Raw genomic sequence first — 19153 nt, 5'->3', positions numbered from 1 at the left:
GCCCACGGCTAGGCAAATAGCGGAAACTGCTGCATCCACTCATTCACCTGGCCACGCACGCGCAGCAGGTGAGCGTCGTCGTCGTGGTTGAGCAGCGCCTGGTCGATGAGGTCCACGATGCGGGCCATGTCGGTTTCCTTGAGGCCACGCGTGGTGACAGCGGCCGAGCCGATGCGCATGCCGCTGGTCACGAAAGGCGACTTATCGTCGAAGGGCACCATGTTTTTGTTGATGGTGATGTCGGCCTTCACGAGGGTGTTTTCGGCCAGCTTGCCCGTCAGGCCTTTGCTGCGCAGATCAATGAGCATCAAGTGGTTGTCGGTGCCGCCCGAGATGATCTGATAGCCGCGCTCCACGAAGTTGCTGGCCAGCGCCTGGGCATTGCGAATCACCTGGTGAGTGTAGTCGGTATAAGCGTCGCTGAGGCATTCGCCGAACGCCACAGCCTTGGCGCCGATAACGTGCTCGAGCGGCCCGCCCTGCGTGCCCGGAAACACGCCCGAGTCCAGCAGTGCCGACATCATGCGCAGCTCGCCCTTGGGCGTTTTTAAGCCAAACGGATTCTCGAAGTCTTTGCCCAGCATGATGAGGCCGCCACGCGGGCCGCGCAACGTCTTGTGCGTGGTCGTCGTGACGATGTGGCAATGCTGGAAGGGGGTGTTGAGCAAGCCCTTGGCAATCAGCCCCGAAGGGTGGGAAATGTCGGCCAGCAGCAGCGCGCCTACTTCGTCGGCGGCTTCGCGCAGGGCTTGGTAGTCCCAGTCGCGGGAGTAGGCAGAGGCGCCGCAGATGATGAGCTTAGGCTGCTCGCGGCGGGCAGTTTCCTTTACTTTCTCCCAGTCGATGAGGCCGGTTTCTTTTTCCACGCCATAAAACGACGGCTGGTAGAGCTTGCCCGAAAAGTTGACCGGCGAGCCGTGGGTGAGGTGGCCGCCGTGGCTAAGGTCGAAGCCCAGAATTTTGTCGCCGGGGTTGAGGATGGCCAGCATCACGGCTGCGTTGGCTTGGGCGCCGGAGTGCGGCTGCACGTTCACCCACTCCACGCCGAACAGCGCCTTGGCCCGGTCGATGGCCAGCTGCTCGATCTGGTCCACGATTTCGCAGCCACCATAGTAGCGCTTGCCGGGCAGGCCCTCAGCGTATTTGTTGGTCAGAATAGAGCCCTGGGCCCGCATCACCTGCTCCGAAACATAGTTTTCGGAGGCAATGAGCTCAATGCCGTGGGTTTGGCGCTCTTTCTCGCGCTCAATCAGGTCGAAAATGGCGGTGTCTTGCACGAGGGCGGGGGCTTGCGTTTCCATACTTCCAAAGGTACGCCACCGGCCCGAAAGGCCAAGCCATACGCGAAGCGGCGCCACAGTCTGCTTTGGCGTTGAAATTTTTTTGGGAGCAGCGTGTGAAATACAGCCTGATTACGCATCAGAAAGAAGTAGGCGGGCGTTTGGGGGCGGTGTCGTGGCCACATTGGCCCGCCCCCATGCAACGCCGCAGGCCTGCTTCGGTATCCTGCGGGTAGGCAACTACCTCAGCAGCAAAGAAATTGGGTCAGGTCGGGCGCTTCACTCACCCTTCCGGCAAGGGGCGCCGGTTGGTTGCAGCCGGCTGGTGCTACGCAGCTTGCCAGATCCCGGCCTGACCTCTGGCCTGGCAGCAACTTCGGCTGCTGCCGTTTAACGCCAAAAGACCCCGCCGGCTAACCGGCGGGGTCTTTTTATTTGTCTGTGGCACGGACTTCAGTCCGCAGCCCGTGTATACCAGACCGAATGGTTGAGCTACGGACGAAAGTCCGTGCCACTGCCTATCTAGAACGAGTAGTTCAGCGAGGCTTTAATCACGCGGTTCTGAGCGTCGAAGCGGTTGTTCTTGTCGAGCGACGACAGGCCGTAGTCGTAGCCGGCACTCACGCCGATGCCGCTGCTGTGCTGGTAGCCCAGGCCGCCGGTCACGCTGAAATCAACGGGGCGGAACTGGTCTTTAATATCATAATCCTGCTGAAAGGCATCGAAACCCAGCGCACCGGCTTCCACGCGCACTTTGTTGCTGAGCAGGAACGAGGCCTGCGGGCCAGCGAAGATATAGAAGCCGGGCGTCACGTTGATTTTGGCCAGCACCGGCACGTCCAGGTACGCCATGCGAGACGTGGCCGTCACGCGGGCATTCAGGAAATCCAGCTGCTCGAAGGGCAGCGTGCCCACCAAACGGGTACCTTTCTCGGAGTACAGCACGCTAGGCTCGATTGAGAAACCAGGTGCGACGGGCAGCGTGGCGTAGAGGCCGGCGTGAAAGCCGGTTTTCATTTCCTTGGTTACGCCACCGTTGGTATAGCCGGCCAGGTCCATCACGCTCTGCACGGCATCCCCCGACCAGTCCGACACGTTGACGCCGGCCCGAATGCCGATCTGAGCGCCGCCCGTGCTGGCCGCCGGCTTGCGTACCGCCGATACTGAACGGGCCTGAGCTTTACCAGTATACGCCGGCACGCGGTGGGTTTGAACCTGGGCCTGCGCAGCTGTGCCTACTGCGGAAAAGAGAAGCGTGGCGGCGGCCAGACGACCAAGGAAAGAGGAAGCTTTCATAACAACGAGGAATTTTGGAGTGAAGAGCCGGCCGCCGCACTGCGCGGCCTGAAAGGCGGGCTGATGACAGGTGCTTTTACAAAACCGTGCCAGTTTCAGAAAGCAGGCTAGTGGCGTCGTCAACTGCTGCCTTTCATAAACTCTGTAGAAACGAATACTCGCGTTTCGGCAGCCGCGCCGACTGCTGTTCAACCATCTTGTTAATGCTTGTTGTTCAGCAGCGCGCCACGAATACATGCCTCTATCACCAGCCGGAAAAAGGCATTAAAACGGCTTGAGCGGCCCGGCTTTTTCAGGAAATAATTTGGAAGTCCGAGCTGTGGGTGCCACCTTGCCGACGTTAAGCACCTCACACTCATGCTGCAGCCCACGGCCCGCTTTTACTTTAGCTACTGCTTCTACTACGCCACCGCGTAGTCGGGTAGCCGCCGTGTAGCTTTTTCAACCAGAAAAACTGCAGCGCCTCCCGACCCCGGGAGGCGCTTTTTTTACGCCCGCATCTGCCCATGACTACCAGCCTGCGCTACTTTTTTACCTGCGCCACTTTCTTCTATCAGAAGAATCGGCCCCGTGTTGCCTAAGCTGAAAGCCAGCTTACCACCAACGACAGGGCCCCACACACGGAGGCCCTTTTTTATTGCCTTTACTCAGTTACTTTCTCATGCACGTTTCCATTCAGGGTTTTCAGGGAAGTTTCCACGAGGTAGCCGCCCGCCGGTATTTCGGTCTGGCGCCGGCGCTGCGGGCCTGCGCCACCTTTGCCGAGGTGGTGACGCACGTAGTGCAGGGCACCGCCGAGGCCGGGCTTATGGCCATGGAAAACTCGCTGGCCGGCAGCATCCTGCCCAACTATCTGCTGCTGGAGCGCCACGCCGTGCAGATTACCGGCGAAGTGTACCTGCCCATCCATCAGCACCTGCTGGCGCGGCCCGGCACCACGCTGGCCGACGTGCGCACCGTGCACTCGCACCCCATGGCGCTGCGTCAGTGCGGCACCTTCCTGGACAGCCACCCCGACTGGAAGCTAGTGGAAACCGACGACACCGGCCGCAGCGCCCAGTGGCTGGCCGAAACTGGTACGCCGGGCGCGGCCGTGGTAGCCGGGGCCCAGGCCGCCGCGCTGTTCGGTCTGCACATATTGGTTCCCGCCATCCACGACGACCCGCACAACTACACCCGGTTTCTGGTGCTGGAGCGCGCCGAAACTGCCCTTACTGACCCGCACGCCGACAAGGCTTCGCTGTACTTTTGTGTAGCGCACGAACCCGGCAGTTTGGCCAACGTGCTGGTGCGCGTGGCGGCGCACGGCCTCAACCTGAGCAAACTTCAGTCGTGCCCGCGGCCCGGCCAGCCCTGGCATTACGGCTTCCACGCCGATGTCGAGTTCAATAAAATGGCCCAATTGGTGGCTTTGCTTGCTGATCTGGCGTTAGTGACCGAGGAACTGCGGGTGCTGGGTGCCTACCGCCGCGGGAGCTGGGATGAAGAGGAGTTGTCATTGCGAGGAGGCACGACGACGCAATCCGTCCTCTCCGTGAGATAACCAACCCTAAGCTCAAAGCCCTCCGGCAGTAGCATAGTACACCAAGCAGTAAACTCAAGCTGGAAGGGTTATCTGTGAATTAACGCTCACACTTTTTAGAGGAAGGATTGCTTCGTCCTTCGTCCTCGCAATGACAGAAAACACTCTGCAAATTCCCGTCGCCAGCCGCCTGGCGCACACCGGCGAATACTACTTCTCGCGCAAGCTGCGTGAGCTGGCAGCCCTCAATGCGGCCGGCGCCAACATCATCAACCTCGGCATTGGTAGCCCCGATTTGCCGCCGCATGCCAGCGTGCTGGCGGCGCTGGCCACCACGGCCGCCCAACCCACGGCCCACGGCTACCAGGGCTACCAGGGCACTCCCGCCCTGCGCCAGGCCATGGCTGATTTCTACCAGCGCCAGTACGGCGTGACGTTGGATGCGGCCACCGAAGTGCTGCCGCTGCTGGGCTCGAAAGAAGGGCTCATGCACATAGCCATGACGTTTCTGGAAGCCGGGGATGAGGTGCTGATTCCGAACCCCGGCTACCCCACCTACCGCGCCGTGGCCGAAATCTGCGGGGCCGAAATCCGGGAGTACGACCTCACTGAAGCCACCGGCTGGCTGCCCGACCTGGAGGCGCTAGCCGCCACCGACCTCTCGCGGGTGAAGCTGATGCTGGTCAACTACCCGCACATGCCCACCGGCACGGCGGCCGACCTCCCATTCCTGTCGCGCCTCGTGGCGTTTGCCAAAGCCCACCAGATCCTGCTGGTGCACGACAACCCGTACGGCTTCATCCTCAACGAAACGCCGCCCCTGAGCTTGCTGGCAGTGCCCGGGGCAAGGGAGGTGGCCGTGGAGCTCAACTCGCTCAGCAAGAGCCACAACATGGCCGGCTGGCGCGTGGGCATGCTGGCCGGCCGCGCCGATGTGCTGGCCGACGTGCTGCGCTTCAAAAGCAACATGGACTCAGGCATGTTCCTGCCGGTGCAGCAGGCAGCTGTGGCGGCGCTAGCATTAAGCAACGACTGGTTCCGGGACCTCAACGCCACCTACCGCGCCCGCCGGGAACTGGTGGTGGAACTGCTGCAAGCCGTGGGCTGTGCGCCCGCGACCGGGCAGGTGGGCCTATTTATCTGGGCCGCCGTGCCGGCTGGTTTTGCCGACGGCTACGTCCTGAGCGACGCCGTGCTGGCCGGCGCCCGGGTGTTTCTGACGCCGGGCGGCATCTTCGGCAGCAACGGCAGCGGCTACATCCGGGCCAGCCTTTGCCAGCCGGAAAGTGTACTGCGCGAGGCGCTGGACCGGGTGCGGGAGTGGGAAAAAGCGCCACCAGAACGTCATGCAGAGACGGAGCCAAAGCATCTCGGTAGAGGCTAACTGTCATGCTGAGCGAAGTCGAAGCATCTCTACCGCTTTGTTGTAATGGTATTGATTAGCCAGAGGTAGAGATGCTTCGACTTCGCTCAGCATGACGTTTCAACAATAAAGACAACCAGATCATGACTATTACCATCATCGGCCTAGGCCTTATCGGTGGCTCGTTGGCGCTCAGCCTGCGCCAGCACGGGCTGGCCCGGCACATCATCGGGGTGGAAAGCAGCCCTACCCACGCTCGCCGGGCGCTGGAACTGGAGTTGGTGGCCGAAATTGAAGCCGACCTGACGGCGGCTGTGCGCCGCGCCGACCTGATAGTGGTGGCCGTGCCGATGGATGCGCTGGTGACGGTGCTGCCGCTGGTACTCGACGTGACGGAGCCGCATCAGGTGGTCATCGACGTAGGCTCGACCAAGCAGGCGCTGCTGGCGGCCGTGGCCGACCACCCACGGCGGGGCCGCTTCGTGGCAGCGCACCCGATGGCGGGCACCGAGCACTCGGGGCCGGAGGCAGCTATTTCGGGGCTGTTTGAGGGCAAGACGGTGGTGCTCTGCGACACGGCGCACAGCGACCCGGATGCCGTGCGCGTGGTAGAACAGCTGTTTCAGGCGCTGCCCATGCGGCTGCTCTACCTGGGCGCCGCCGAACACGATCTGCACACCGCTTACGTGTCGCACATCTCGCACATCACCTCCTTCGCGCTGGCCCTCACCGTGCTGGAAAAAGAGAAGGAAGAACAGCGCATCTTCGATCTGGCCAGCGGTGGCTTTGAGTCGACGGTGCGGCTGGCCAAGAGCGCGCCGGCTACCTGGGTGCCCATCTTCCGCCAAAACCGCCTCAACGTGCTCGACGTGCTGGACGAGCATCTGCACCAGCTGCAGCACCTGCGCGAGCTGCTGGCCCGCGAAGACTACAACGGCCTGACCGACAGTATTCAACAAGCCAACCACATCCGTAAAATTCTGCCGTGAGAACGGCCGCCAGAACGTCATGCAGAGGCGTAGCCGAAGCATCTCGCTGGTGTGGTAAAATTAATACTACCACAACGTCAACACGCGAGATTCCTCGGCAAGCTCGGAATGACGTTCTGGTAAACCCTCACAACTTTCAAATTCATGAAATCAACCCTTTTTAACCGCCAGCCCGACGACAAGCCTTACCTCATTTCCGGGCCCTGCTCGGCTGAAACCGAAGAACAAGTGCTGGAAACCTGCCAGCGCCTGGCCGCCACCAGCAAAGTGCAGGCGTTGCGCGCCGGCATCTGGAAACCCCGAACCAAGCCCGGCGGCTTCGAGGGCGTGGGCACCAAGGGTTTGCCGTGGCTGAAGAAAGCCAGTGAGCTGACCGGCCTACCGGTGGCCGTGGAAGTGGCCACCGCCAAGCACGTGGAGGACTGTCTGGCCTTTGGGGTGGATATTCTGTGGGTGGGCGCGCGCACCACCGGCAACCCGTTTTCGGTGCAGGAAATTGCCAACGTGCTGCGCGGTGTGCAGGTGCCGGTACTCGTCAAAAATCCCATTCACCCCGAGCTGGAGTTGTGGGTAGGGGCCGTGGAGCGGCTGCAGAAGGCGGGTTTGGAGCAGGTTGGGTTGATTCATCGGGGCTTCAGCAGCTACGGCAACACCGACTTCCGCAACGCGCCCATGTGGCACCTGCCCATCGAAATGAAACGCCGCCACCCCGAAATGCCGCTGCTCTGCGACCCCAGCCACATCTGCGGCCGCCGCGACACGCTATTTGGTGTGGCGCAGCAGGCCCTCAACCTGGGCTTCGAGGGCAACATGATTGAATCGCACATCGACCCCGATAACGCCTGGAGCGACGCCAAGCAGCAAATCACGCCCGAGGTGCTGCGCGACCTGATTGAGGCGCTGGTGTGGCGTCACGAAACCACCGACCAGCGCGAGTTCCTGACGGCGCTGTCCAGCTTGCGCGAGCAAATCAACCAGCTCGATGCTGAGATTATGCAGCTGCTGGGCCGCCGCATGGCCGTGGCCGAGAAGATTGGCCTCTACAAAAAGGAAAACGACATCACCATTCTGCAAACCAGCCGCTGGAACGAGGTGCTGGAACGCGCCCAGCGCCAGGGCGCCACGCTTGGCCTCACCCACGAGTTCGTGGAGCAATACCTGGCAGCAGTGCACCTGGAGTCCATTGCCCGCCAAAACCGCGTGATGGAAGGCGAGTAGCCGTTTGCATCATCTGTAGCAAAGCGCCCCGCATTACAAACCACTATTGTAATGCGGGGCGCTTCGTGTTATTTCTTCTTGGTTGCCGTCGGTTTTTTGGCCTGCGCAATCTTTTTTTCCAGGTTTTCGGCCAGATACGTCGCGTCGCTCTTGGCGGTGGGGTCGTCGAAGTAGCGGGCGGCGGCGCGGGCTTCCTGTAGGGCCAGGGGCAGTTTTTTGAGCACGGTGTAGCTGTAGGCCAGCTGAAAGTGCGCCGGGGCGTAGGTGGGCCGCAACGCAATGGCGCGGGTGTAGGCGGGCACACTTTCGGCAAACTGGCGAAGGCTCTGGCGGGCGTAGCCCAGCGCGAAATAGGAGCTGAAGTCGCCGAGGCCATGCTGGTGGGCGGTGTTGTAATAGCGCACCATCAGGGCGTAGAGCTGTGCCGGCGACTTGTCGGCTTCGGCGCAGCTGCATTGCTCGGTTTGGTAGTAGTAGTCGGCGAGGGCGCGGTGCAGGCGGTAGTTGGTGGGGTGCTGCCGGATCAGGTTCTTGAGCACCGTTTCCACCGCAAACGGGTAGCGGATGGCGGCGCGCGTGAAATGCTCCCGCAACGAATCCAGGCGCTCCAGCGGCTTCACGTCCACGAAGCCGAAGCCTTCCAACTCGCGGCTGCGGAGGTAATAGTTGAGGGCCAGCTCGGTTTGCTTGAGTGCCACGGCCGGGCGGCGGTGCTTGGGGTCGAAGCCGTTGAGCAGTTTCCAGGCCGACTCGTACTGGCGGTTTTGCATCAGCTGCGTGGCCTGGCGCAATACCTCCGCCTCCGTAGCTGGGGTGGTGGATGGTGCGGCGACGGGTGCAGGCTGCTGCGCCGGGGTGATGCCGGGCAAAAGCAGCAGTGCGCCCAGCAGAAGAAAAAGCAAACGGTAGGGGTGCAGCATAGTGGCTATCCTATACGATATATAAGGCCGCCGGAGTTTGCCGAAATCCGAAACGGGGCCGGTGTTCAAAACCGAAAGCCGTCTGCCGCCTGTCAGGTGGACATGCGTGGGGCTGACGGCATCTGGCAAAAGTCCGGGCAATGATAGGGGAAAGCGCCGTGGCAGCTGCTTCAGCGGTAAAATGCATGCCGCTTGAATACGGAACAAAAGTCGGTTTTTGCCGTCGATAATCGGGACGGATGGCGGCGGCGGGTTGGCTATTTATCTGGTTCCGCCGTACTTGCTGACTATGCTCTTCTACACCGTCATCAAGCCGTTTGTGCAGGTTGCGCTGCGCGTGTTCTTTCGTCGTCTCGAAATCCGCCACCGCGACCGGCTGCAGACGCCGGGGCCGCTGCTGATGGTGAGCAACCACCCCAACACGCTCATGGACCCGCTGGTGGTGGCCGCCAACCGCCGCCAGCCCATTGCGTTTCTGGCCAAGAGCACCTTTTTCAAGAATCCGGTTTCCCGGGCGCTGCTCACCTCCGGCAATTCCATCCCGATTTACCGCCGCCAGGACCTGGAAACCGGTGCCGAAGCTGCCACGCCCGAGCAGCTGGCCGCCCAAAACGAGGCCACCTTTGGCAAGTGCTACGACTACCTGGAAAAGGGCGGCACGGTCATGATTTTTCCGGAGGGCACCAGCGTGAGCGAGCGGCGCCTGCGGCCCCTCAAAACCGGGGCGGCCCGCATTGCGCTGGGCGCCGAGGCGCGGCATAACTTCACGCTGGGCCTGCAGGTACTGCCGGTGGGCATCAACTACTTCGACCCCCAGCGGTTCCGCTCCGACGTACTGGTGAACGTGGCCCCACCCATCCGGGTGGCCGACTACGCTGCCGCCTACTACCAGGACCCTTCCGCCGCCGCCGACCAGCTTACCGAAGACATCCGGCAGTATCTGGAGCAGCACCTCGTCATCACCCGCGACGCGGCCGAGGATGAGCTGGTGCAGCAGCTGGAGCGCACCTTCACCGGCCACCTCATTCAGGACGACCCGCGCACGCTCTACGACAACTTCCAGTTGAGCCGCACGCTGCTGCAGGCGGTGGCCTACTTCGAGAGGCACGACCCCGACCACCTGGGCGAAGTGCGCGAGAAGCTGACGGCCTACCTGACCGACCTCAAGCGCCTCGGCCTCACCGACGATGCCCTGGAGCGCACCGGCCGCCCCGACACCCGCACCAGCCGCGCTGTAGCAGCCGGCCTCAAGCTGGCGCTGGGGCTGCCCGTGTATCTGTATGGCGTTATCAACAACTACCTGCCTTACAAGCTGCCCTCGATGGTGGCTAAGCGCGCCACCAAGGAAGTGGAGTTTGTGGCCCCCATCATGCTGGTGGTGGGCATGATTACGTTCAGCCTCGGCTACGCGGCCCAGATTGCGCTGGTGCATCACTTCACGCAGCACTGGCGCTGGACGCTGCTTTACGGTATGAGTCTGCCGCCCACCGGCTTTTTTGCCTTGTACTATGCCAACAAGCTGGCTGGCCGGCTGCGGCGGCTGCGGGCCCTGCGCCTGTTTCGGAAGCAGCGCCCCACAATGGAAGGCCTGCTGCGCCAGCGCGCTACCATCCTGCGTCTGCTCAGTGAGGCTCGAGAAGCGTATCTGGCCGGGGTGCAGCAAAGCCGATAGCTGCCTGGCTACTGCAAAACAGGTGCTGCTTGCCTACCTGTGAGGTTAGAACTCGGCTTTCACGCCCAGCCCAAGCGTGAGAATATCAAGGGGGCTGAGGGCGCGGAAGTTGCCGTTGGCAAAGTAGCTGATGACGTACAAGTCGTTGGTGCCCAGCTCGTAGTACGCCGACACGCGGCGTGAGTGGCCAGCCAACGACGGGGCGCGCTTGTAGCTAAGGCGGCCGCCCAGCAGCACACCCACACGGGTGTTTCTCGAAAACCAGTAGTATCCTTTGGTGTACTGGTCTTTCTCTCCGTCATTGATTACGCCGTTGGTGTAGCTCACGTAAGGCCCGAAAGTGAGGGGCCGCCAGTCCAGCTTTTCGCTCAGCGGTACCGTGTAGGGTGTGTAAAGCAACTTGAGCGTGGCAATAGACAAGGCTGAGCCGGCGTGTTTTTTGGGCACGTAGCCTGCCAGCACATCGGCCTCTGCCCGGTCGCGCCGGAAGCTGTAGCCTACGCCGCCCGCCACCATGCCCATGCCGCCCGCCGTCTGCACCACCAGGTGGCGCGGCCGGAACCAGGGGCGCGGCGCTACGGTGTCGGGGTTGGGTATATCCAGTGGATTCTGGGCCAGCGCGGGCGTTGCCAGCAAAGCAGTGCCTAGGAGCGGAAGTAGCAGCTGGCGCATCAGAAGCTTACTTTTTTCAGCCGGAACTGCGGCTCGTCATTGGCGTCGTTCCAGAGCGTAACAATCAGGTACTCGTTGCGCTCAAAAGAAGCCGAGTTGATGTAGGTGACGCCGTCCTCGAAAGGCTGGCCGATGCTGTAGCTATGGCGGTGGCCATTGAGCTTGAACGCCAGTTTCGGCGCATCCGCCAGAGTCTGGACGTAGGCCGGCATCAGGTTCTGGTCGAAGTCGGCATCCTGAGGCGGTACGTGCGACATCACCACTTGCCGCCGCGCACCCTGCAGATCATTTACCTGGCCCTGCAGCCACGGTACGTCCGGAATACGGCCGTTGAAGTTGTACTCGCGGCTGTTGGTGTCCACGAAGATGAACTTGGTGTCGCCGTACACAAACGAGTAGTTCAGGGGCCCGAAAATCTGCTGGTAGGCAGCGCGGCCGTTGCCCACCTGGTCGTGGTTGCCGATGACGGTGAGGTAGGGAATGGTTAGTCGGTTGAGCCGTTCGGCCACCAAGCGCATTTCGCGGGCCAGCCCAAAGTCGGAAATGTCGCCGGCCACCACCATCAGCGACACGCCAGGCTGCCGGTTCACGCTGGCTACCAGTGCTTCCACCTCATTGTAGAAGCGCTGCGAGTCGCCGGTGAACACAAAGCGGAGCGTATCGCCGGGCGGCAGTGGGCGGGCCGCTAGCTGGTCGAGTTTTTTCTGGGTGAGGTTGGTCAGTTCTTCGGGGCCGCGGAAGTCGTTGGGACTGAATTCCAGCATCTCGCAGCCGCTAAAAAGCACAGTGGCGGCGGCCGCCAGACCCAGGCGGCGCCAATCAGAAAGAGTAGAGGAAAAAGCCATAACAGAGCGCCCACACAGGCAAAACAGCACATCGGCGCACTAACAGCGCCGAAGTACATATACTATGTGGGTGGCCCGGTGGTTTTAAATAAGCTTATTTGGAGCCTTGGAAAAGCCAATAGCCAACGCCGCGTTTCCGGTGGGGCGTGTTTGGCAGGCCCACGCGGGGCGAAAACAGCGTCAGCAATGGGCCCGAATAAATTCCGGGTTTCCGAGCAGAAATTCCGCCACTGACAGCTATTCGTCGAGGTATTGGTGCACAAACTTGATGGCCATACTGCCTTCGCCTACTGCCGATGCCACACGGGCCATGGCCCCGGCCCGGCTGTCGCCGGCCGCAAATACGCCGGGCACGCAGGTTTCCAGTAGGTAAGGCTCCCGGTTATGCTTCCAGGCAGTGGCGTAGCGCGGGTCCGTCACCAGGTCGCGGCCGGTCAGCAGGAAGCCTTTGCCGTCGCAGAGCGCCGTCTGGCACACCCACTCTGTGCTGGGCTTGGCCCCGATGAACACGAACAGCGCCCGGGCTGGCACTTTGCGCAGCTCGCCGCGGCTTTTCAGCACCACAGCCTCCAGGTGGTCCTGGCCGCACACTTCCGCTACTTCCGTGAACGGCAAAATCTCGATGTTGGGCGTATTGGCAATCTGCTCAATCAGATACGCCGACATGGACGCCGCCAGGTTTTCGCCCCGAATAACGATGCCCACGCGCCGCGCATACGTGGCCAGGTACATGGCCGCCTGTCCCGCCGAGTTGCCGCCGCCCACAATGTACACATCCTGCTCGTCGCAGGAGCGGGCCTCGGTGCGGGCGGCCCCGTAGTACACGCCGGCCCCACTCAAGCGGTGCATGCCAGGCACATCGAGGGTGCGGTAGCTGACGCCGGTGGTGAGCACGACGGCGCGGGTGCGCACCGTGCTGCCGTCATTGAGGGTAAGGACTTTATAGCCATCCTGCACGCATAGCTCGGTCACTTCGCGCGGCGCCAGAAACTCGGCCCCGAGGCGTACGGCCTGCGCCCAGGCGCGGTGCGCCAGCTCGGCCCCGCTCAGGCCCGTCGGAAAGCCCAGGTAGTTTTCAATGCGAGATGAGGTTCCGGCTTGTCCGCCAGGGGTTTGTCGCTCGATAATCAGTGTTTTCAGGCCCTCGGAAGCGCCATACACCGCCGCCGCCAGCCCCGAAGGACCCGCCCCAATCACCACCACATCATACAGCTCCTGGGTGGCCTGCGTGGTGAGGCCGATGCGGGTGGCTACCTCGGTGGCGGTGGGCCGGGCCAGCGTGGTGCCGTCTTCCAGCACCACTACGGGCAGGTCGGCGGCGGTCAGGTTTTTGGCAGCAAGCAGGGCCTGCGCGTCGGGGTTGGTTTCGAAATCCAGCCACTGATACGCCACCATGTAGCCGGCCAGAAAATCCTTGAGGTCGTGGGAGAGCGGCGACCATTGAAACCCCACCAGTCGCACGCCCCGGTAGCGCGGCCGGTGGCTAGCCTGCCAGGCAGCCAGCAGATCGTGCAGGGTGGGGTAGAGCAGCTGCTGGGGCGGGTCCCAGGGTTTCATCAGGTAGTGGTCGAGGCGGGCGTTGTTGATGGCCCGGATGGCAGCCTCGGTGTCGGCGTAGGCCGTGAGCAGCACCCGCTTGGCGTCCGGAAACACGGTGCGGGCCTCAGCCAGCAGCTCCACGCCTTCCATGCCAGGCATGCGCTGGTCGGCCAAGATTAAAGCCACTTCTTCTTCGCGGGTCAGCAGCTCTCGCAGGGTTTCCAGGGCTTCCTCTCCCGAAGCGGCCCGCAGAATGCGGTAGTTCTGCCGGAACTCGGCGCGCAAGTCCCGGTCAATGGCATTAAGTACCTGCGCATCGTCATCCACGGTCAGGATAATCGGTTTCTTGTCCATGTAGCTAGGGGTGGTGGGCAAACCGTCTGTCATCCTGAGCAGAGCGAAGGACCTTACCACGTTGGAACGTGTCGTTGTTATACTGTTTTGCGCTGAGGTTTGCTGAGCTGTTCTGTTAATGTCGTTCTGCTCTTATAAGGTCCTTCGGCTAACGCCTCAGGATGACACTGCTACCCCACCCACTGGCAGCCACACGCAGAACTCGGTGTGGCCGGGCTCGGAGCGGACATCCAGCTTGCCGCCGTGGCTTTCTACGGTACGCAGCGCAATATCGAGGCCCAGGCCCGAGCCTTCGCCGGCCGGCTTGGTGGTAAAGAACGGCTCCAAGATGCGTGGCAGCACCTCAGGCAGAATCCCAGGCCCGTTGTCGATGACGAACACCCGTACAAAGTCGCCTTCCCGCAAGGTGCGAAGCGTGATTTTGCCGCCCGATGGCAGAGCCGAAATGGCGTTGTCGAGCAGGTTGGTCCAGACCTGATTGAGGCTGCTCACCTGCCCGCGTACTGGCGGCAAATCGGGCGCGTAGTCGCGCACCAGCTGGATGTTCTTTTCGCGCAGTGCGAAGCCCAGCATGTTCACGGTGCTGTCGAGGCCGGCGTGCACGTCCAAGGGGGCGAAGTCGACGGCGCGGTCCATGTGGGAGTAGGTTTTCACGTTCTGCACCAGCGTGCTGATGCGGCCACCGGCTTCCTGCACGTCGTGCACGAGGCGCAGCGAGGCCAGCTTGGCTTCCAGCCAGGCCAGCGCGGCCGGCCGGGCAGCGGGTGGCAGACCTTCCACCGCCTCAGCCAGCTGCGGAACCATGAGGCCCGCGTTCAGCAAACCCTCCACCAGCGCATACGAATCAGGTACCTGTTGATCTTCCAGCCAACTCAATAGCTCGTCTTCACGGTCGGCGCGGGCCAGGCCGGAGAGGGGCGGGCCGTCGGCGGGCGGGGCCAGGGCGAGGGCTGTGAGCTGGTCGAGGGCAGCAGGTTCGGGGCAGTGCTGCAGCAGGTTGCGCATCAGCGTGGGGGAAGCGCGCAGGTGCTGGTTGAGGGCTTCGGCGGCGCGCACAATGGCGGCGGCGGGGTTGTTGAGCTCGTGTGCCAGGCCCGCCGAGAGCTTGCCCAGGGCCCGCAGCTTGTCGTCGCGCTCCTGGCCGCGGGTTTCCAGGCGGGCCCGGTCGCTCATCAGCGCCACCAGCCGCTGCACCAGCTCCGGGCTCACCTGCTCCAATTCCGGAAAAAGGTCGCGGTGCAGCGTATACATTACCAGCTGGCCCACCGCCACGCCCCGGGCCTTGCTGGTTTGCATGCGCGAGTACGGCAGCACCCCGCTAACCTGGCCGGTATCGAGGCGAAAAGCAGGCTCAGGCTGGCCATTACGAAGAACGTAGAATTGCAGGCCCCCCTGCAGCAGCACCAGCATGAACTCGGCGGCAGAGCCGGGTTCCAATACGATTTCGTTGGGGTTAAACTCGCGCCGCTCGCCGTGGGCCAGCAGCCAGTCCAGCACCGGCGCGGGCAGGCCCTCGAACGTGGGCACCACGGAAAAATCGGCAGGAGTCAGGTTAGCAGCCATAACAAAAAGGGAAAGGCGAAGCAGGCAGGTAAGTTCCCGACTATTCTTCAACAAAGAAAGCGCCCCCAACGGGAGGCGCTTTCCGGTAGACGCGCCGAGGCACGTTTTGCTTTATAGTACCGTCCTGTTCAGGCGCCGCAGGCGTTGAATCAGAACCAGGTCTTCTTACTTCACCACTTTCAGCTGCTGCGTGCCAGCGCTGGTGCGCAGGCGTAGCGTGTATACGCCGGCCGGCAGCGAGCCGGTAGCCAGCGTGTGCTGCTGAGCGCCGGCGCGCAGCAGTACTGCTTCTTCCCGAACGGTGCGGCCCAAGGCATCGAGCAATTGCAGCGTGGCTGCCCCGGCCTTGTTAGGGGCCAGCTGCACGGTCAGCTCCTGCGTGAAGGGTACCGGATAGGCACTCAGCAAGCCCAGGTTGGCGTTGCGGCTGGCGGTGCCCAATACCTGCAGCGTGCGTAGGCGCACATTGCTCAGATAGAGGTTGTTGCCATAGTCGTTGAGGTTGGTGAAGCGCACCAGCACATTGGCCGGGCGCGTGCCGCCCGCCGTGAGCAGGCCGGGCAGGTCCACGGTTTCCTGGCGCCACTGGCCGGGCTGCGTTGGCTCCCACTCGCTGGTTTGGAAGGTAGGAATCGTGGCCAGCGCCGTGCCGCGCTTGAGGTAGCCGGTGGGCTGGAACGTGGCGCCGCAGTCGGTGCTCATGTCCACCCGAATACCGTCGAAATAGGTGGCGCTGTAGGCGGCATATGCCACCGAGAAAGTCAGGCGCACCGTGTTGGCGGTGGTGGGGGCCGTGCTCAAATCCAGCGGCGGGGTAATAAGGTAGTCTTCGGTGCCACGGGCGGCGTTGGCGTAATCGTTGGACATCGGCACGGCGCGCACCAGCGTGTCAGGACCCATTACGGCCGAGCGGCTAAGCTGCCAGCGGAAGTTGGAGGTGGCGCTAGGATTTACTACCTGCCAGCCTGCGGGCGGGAAAGTGCTGGTGCGGAAGTTCTGCACCATTGGCAGGGCCTGTCCCAGCGTGACGGTGATGAGCGCCGGGCGGGTGGCCGTAGTGGGGCCATAGCTGTTGCTGGCCAGCAGCGTGACGCTGTAGGTGCCAGGGTTGGCAAACTGCAGCTGCGGGTTTTGCGAGCTGGCACTCGTGCCGCCCACAAACGTGACGCCCGCGCTGGGCGAAACCGACCAGGTCCAGCTGGTTGGGAACGACTGGCTTTGGTCGGTGATGGTGACGGGCACGCCAGGGCAAACCAACGTGCGGCTGGCTTCAAACGCAATAAGTGGTGGGCCAGGGCAGTTGAGCAGGCGCGCCGGCTGGTTGAGGGCGCGGGTGCGGCGGCTGCGCAACCCATCCGAAGCCCGGATGGCGCGCACGCTGTACCACTGCTCGGAGCCGGAACCCAGCCCCGGCAGCACCACGGAAGTGCGCGTCACAGTCGTCACCGAGTCCATGGACTCAGCACCCAGCTTATATACAATGTAGGCCGAGGCCGTCGTCAGCGTGTCCCACTGCAGCTTCACCTCGTTCTGGCACACGTAGCCCAGGCGCAGGTTGCCGGGCAGCGCCGACACCGTGAGCGGCACTATTGATTGGCTGCTGGCCGCGCCGCGCGTCACGCGCACTTTCACGCGGCCAGAGGCCACGCCGGCCGGTACTGTCCAGTCGAAGTGGCGGGCGGTGGCGGCTACGGTGGTGGAAATCGGGAGCCAGGTGGCGCCATTGTCGGTGGAGTAGTCCAGCGCAAACGTGGCGGAGCCGGCCGGAGCATCCCAGCGGATTACTTCATTCTCGCCGGGTACCAGGCCTTCCCCGCCTAGCGGGTAGGTCAGCTCCACGCCGTCTTCGAGGTAGCTATATACCAAGTAATAGGTCTGGGGGCCCTGAGGAACAGCCGCCCCGCGTACGGTCACGGTATAGTTGCCGGCAGCCGGCTCCGTCACGGTCACCTGCTCCACGTTGTTGAGTGAGTCGAGGCCGCGCACGGCGTTGGCGTTGAGTTGCGCCGCGGTAGGCCGGTGGTCGAGCACCCACGGCTGCAAGCTGCCGCCGCCGGGTTGTGCCACCTGCATGTTCAGATCATTGACGAGGTTTTCGGTGGAGTTGATGGTGCCTTCGTAGTCGTGCCAGTACACCATCACGCGTAGCTCCTTTTTGCCGGCTGGCACTGCAATGGTGTGGGTTTTGGTTTGGCCCGTCGTTAGGGAGTCTTTCAGGTAGGTGCGCTGCTCCAGCACCCGCACGGCCCGGAGCGCATTCACGCGGCCGTAGCCGAAGCGGAAGTCGGGGCCGGGGTTGCCGAGGTCTTCGGCGGTGTTCATCATGGCCGCTTTCAGCAGCGCGCCGGGCGCTTCCTGCTGGCTGTTGATGCTGCGGTAGGCCTGCACCAGCTGGGCCGTAACACCGGCCACACCGGGCGCGGCCATGCTCGTGCCCGTAAATACGGCGTAGGTGTTGGGGTCGACAGTAGACGTGACACTGGTGCCCACGGCGCAGATGTCGGGCTTGATGCGGCCGTCTTTGGCCGGGCCGCGGCTGCTGGAGCCAGCCAGGGCATCGGTATACGTGAGGTTGCCCACGGTCACCACGTTCTTGCCCATTTTGTGGCCGCCTGTGATGTTTCCCCAGCCTGGCCCGGCGCCGTAGCCGAAGTCGGAAGTACCGGAGTTACCCGAGGAAAATACGTGCAGCAGGTACGGCCGCTGGCGCGTCTGCTGATCGACGGTGCGCGTGAAGCTGGTGTAGCCGGCGTTGTTGCCGTCGCCGTAGCTGGAGTTTGTTACGCGCATCTTGCGCGGGCCAGCGTAGGCGGTGGGCGTGTTGGTGAGGTTGCCGGGGTAAGAAAAGTACTGGTTGAAAGCTGCCGTAGCATTGCCGCGTACCCGCGGGTCCATGTTGCCGGCGCCCATAATGATGCCGGCCACATGGTCGCCGTGGTTGCCGGCGCTGGCTCCGGCCGCACTCTGGTCTACGCGGCCCTGAAAGTCGATGTGCGGCCCGATACGGCCGTCGTCGCCGTGGCCCACGGTTACGCCGCGGCCGTCGTAGTGGCGGCCGGCGCCGTAGTCGGTGCTGATGGCGTTGGCGCGGTGGTCGGTGCGGCCCCGAAAGTTCTCGGGTTCGGCAGGCGGCGTGGCCGGCTCCACGGCACTCACCCATGGCAAGGCGGCTACGCGGGCAATGTCGGCCTCGCGGCACAATACGCGCAGCTGCTGCTCAAACATTGGCTTGCCAGCTTCCTGAAATCCGCTTTGGCGCAAAGCCTGCGCGGCCTGGTTAGGCGAAAGCACAGCGTAGTACTGCACGTTCACTTCTACCAGCCCGCCGGGCCGCCGCATGTGGCCTGGAATCTTGTTCTGGGCCAGGTCGCCGGCCAGTTTCCAGGTGGGCGCTACGGGCTGCACGCTGCGCAAGCCCACGCCACTCAGGCGCTGATGCGGCAGGTTGGCCGGCATGGCAGCCGTCCAGGCGTTGCGGGGCAGGTAGTCGAGCAGACGCACGCCGGCCGCGGCCAGCGTGGCCTTCTGTGCCTCCGTGGGCAATTGCTCGAACTGCAGCACCCGAAACACCTGGCCCTGCCAGACATCAGTGGGCACAGCAGTGGCGGGCTGCCGGAGCCAGTCGGCGAAGTTGGCGGCGGGCGTTACGGGGCCGCTGGCCAGGCGCAGCGTGTAGCGGCCGGCCGGTTGCGGCGCCTGGGCTTGCGCCAGCAGCGGCGCCAGGCTCAGGGCCGCAGCCAGCCCCAGAGAGGAGAGGTGTTTCATGCAGGAAACAGGAGTAGAGATGGAACCAGATTATAGAGAAGAAAGGATGCTAGCGGGAAGATACACAGCTGATTTAATGTTCAATATACACGGTCTTCTGATCAGTCGATAAAATTTGTGTGTGCTCCGCAGGTGGTTTCTGGTGCCACGCCAGC

The 19153-nt window shown here is 63.0% G+C and carries 13 protein-coding genes; 5 read left to right on the top strand and 8 right to left on the bottom strand.

Annotated elements, in window-relative coordinates; all coding sequences use genetic code 11:
- Positions 1 to 8 precede the first annotated feature (8 nt).
- Both H8B14_RS17905 and H8B14_RS17900 read right to left on the bottom strand, forming a co-directional pair.
- Positions 9 to 1301, bottom strand: a complete 1293-nt coding sequence (locus tag H8B14_RS17905; protein WP_187317037.1) for a serine hydroxymethyltransferase — start codon at positions 1299 to 1301, stop codon at positions 9 to 11.
- Positions 1302 to 1802: 501 nt separating this feature from the next.
- Positions 1803 to 2576, bottom strand: a complete 774-nt coding sequence (locus H8B14_RS17900; protein WP_187317036.1) for a porin family protein — start codon at positions 2574 to 2576, stop codon at positions 1803 to 1805.
- 661 nt (positions 2577 to 3237) lie between these two features.
- Between H8B14_RS17900 and H8B14_RS17895 the strand changes: the two genes are divergently transcribed.
- The 4 genes from H8B14_RS17895 to H8B14_RS17880 all read left to right on the top strand — a co-directional run bounded on the left by H8B14_RS17895 (position 3238) and on the right by H8B14_RS17880 (position 7668).
- On the top strand, positions 3238 to 4119 hold the full coding sequence (locus H8B14_RS17895) for a prephenate dehydratase (RefSeq protein WP_187317035.1): 882 nt from the start codon (positions 3238 to 3240) through the stop codon (positions 4117 to 4119).
- 130 nt (positions 4120 to 4249) lie between these two features.
- Entirely contained in the window at positions 4250 to 5482 is a 1233-nt protein-coding gene (locus H8B14_RS17890; protein WP_187317034.1) for a pyridoxal phosphate-dependent aminotransferase, read from the top strand.
- 122 nt (positions 5483 to 5604) lie between these two features.
- A complete protein-coding gene (locus H8B14_RS17885; RefSeq protein ID WP_187317033.1) occupies positions 5605 to 6450 on the top strand; it encodes a prephenate dehydrogenase in 846 nt (281 codons plus the stop codon).
- A gap of 144 nt (positions 6451 to 6594) precedes the next feature.
- A complete protein-coding gene (locus H8B14_RS17880; protein WP_187317032.1) occupies positions 6595 to 7668 on the top strand; it encodes a chorismate mutase in 1074 nt (357 codons plus the stop codon).
- Between the two features lie 68 nt (positions 7669 to 7736).
- On the opposite strand, the gene H8B14_RS17875 is transcribed toward H8B14_RS17880, so the two are convergent.
- Entirely contained in the window at positions 7737 to 8588 is an 852-nt protein-coding gene (locus tag H8B14_RS17875; protein ID WP_187317031.1) for a tetratricopeptide repeat protein, read from the bottom strand.
- A gap of 289 nt (positions 8589 to 8877) precedes the next feature.
- Between H8B14_RS17875 and H8B14_RS17870 the strand changes: the two genes are divergently transcribed.
- Positions 8878 to 10260, top strand: coding sequence for a lysophospholipid acyltransferase family protein (locus H8B14_RS17870; protein ID WP_187317030.1), 1383 nt, complete (start codon positions 8878 to 8880; stop codon positions 10258 to 10260).
- Between the two features lie 45 nt (positions 10261 to 10305).
- On the opposite strand, the gene H8B14_RS17865 is transcribed toward H8B14_RS17870, so the two are convergent.
- From H8B14_RS17865 to H8B14_RS17845, 5 genes are all read right to left on the bottom strand, one after another.
- A complete protein-coding gene (locus H8B14_RS17865) occupies positions 10306 to 10932 on the bottom strand; it encodes a hypothetical protein (protein ID WP_187317029.1) in 627 nt (208 codons plus the stop codon).
- Positions 10932 to 11777, bottom strand: coding sequence for a metallophosphoesterase family protein (locus H8B14_RS17860; RefSeq protein ID WP_187317028.1), 846 nt, complete (start codon positions 11775 to 11777; stop codon positions 10932 to 10934). The genes H8B14_RS17865 and H8B14_RS17860 overlap by 1 nt, the downstream gene beginning before the upstream one ends.
- A 237-nt stretch (positions 11778 to 12014) precedes the next feature.
- Positions 12015 to 13670 carry an FAD-dependent oxidoreductase gene (locus H8B14_RS17855; RefSeq protein ID WP_187317027.1) on the bottom strand — a complete coding sequence of 552 codons (1656 nt, stop codon included), beginning with the start codon at positions 13668 to 13670 and terminating at the stop codon, positions 12015 to 12017.
- A gap of 156 nt (positions 13671 to 13826) precedes the next feature.
- A complete protein-coding gene (locus H8B14_RS17850; RefSeq protein WP_187317026.1) occupies positions 13827 to 15233 on the bottom strand; it encodes a sensor histidine kinase in 1407 nt (468 codons plus the stop codon).
- Positions 15234 to 15398: 165 nt separating this feature from the next.
- Positions 15399 to 18998, bottom strand: coding sequence for a S8 family serine peptidase (locus H8B14_RS17845; RefSeq protein ID WP_187317025.1), 3600 nt, complete (start codon positions 18996 to 18998; stop codon positions 15399 to 15401).
- Between the last annotated feature and the right edge of the window lie 155 nt (positions 18999 to 19153).

Origin of the sequence: Hymenobacter puniceus, assembly GCF_014333525.1 — a bacterium.
Taxonomy (GTDB): Bacteria; Bacteroidota; Bacteroidia; order Cytophagales; family Hymenobacteraceae; genus Hymenobacter.
Note: the sequence above shows the minus strand (reverse complement) of the source record. Positions and strands in the feature narration are given on the sequence as shown.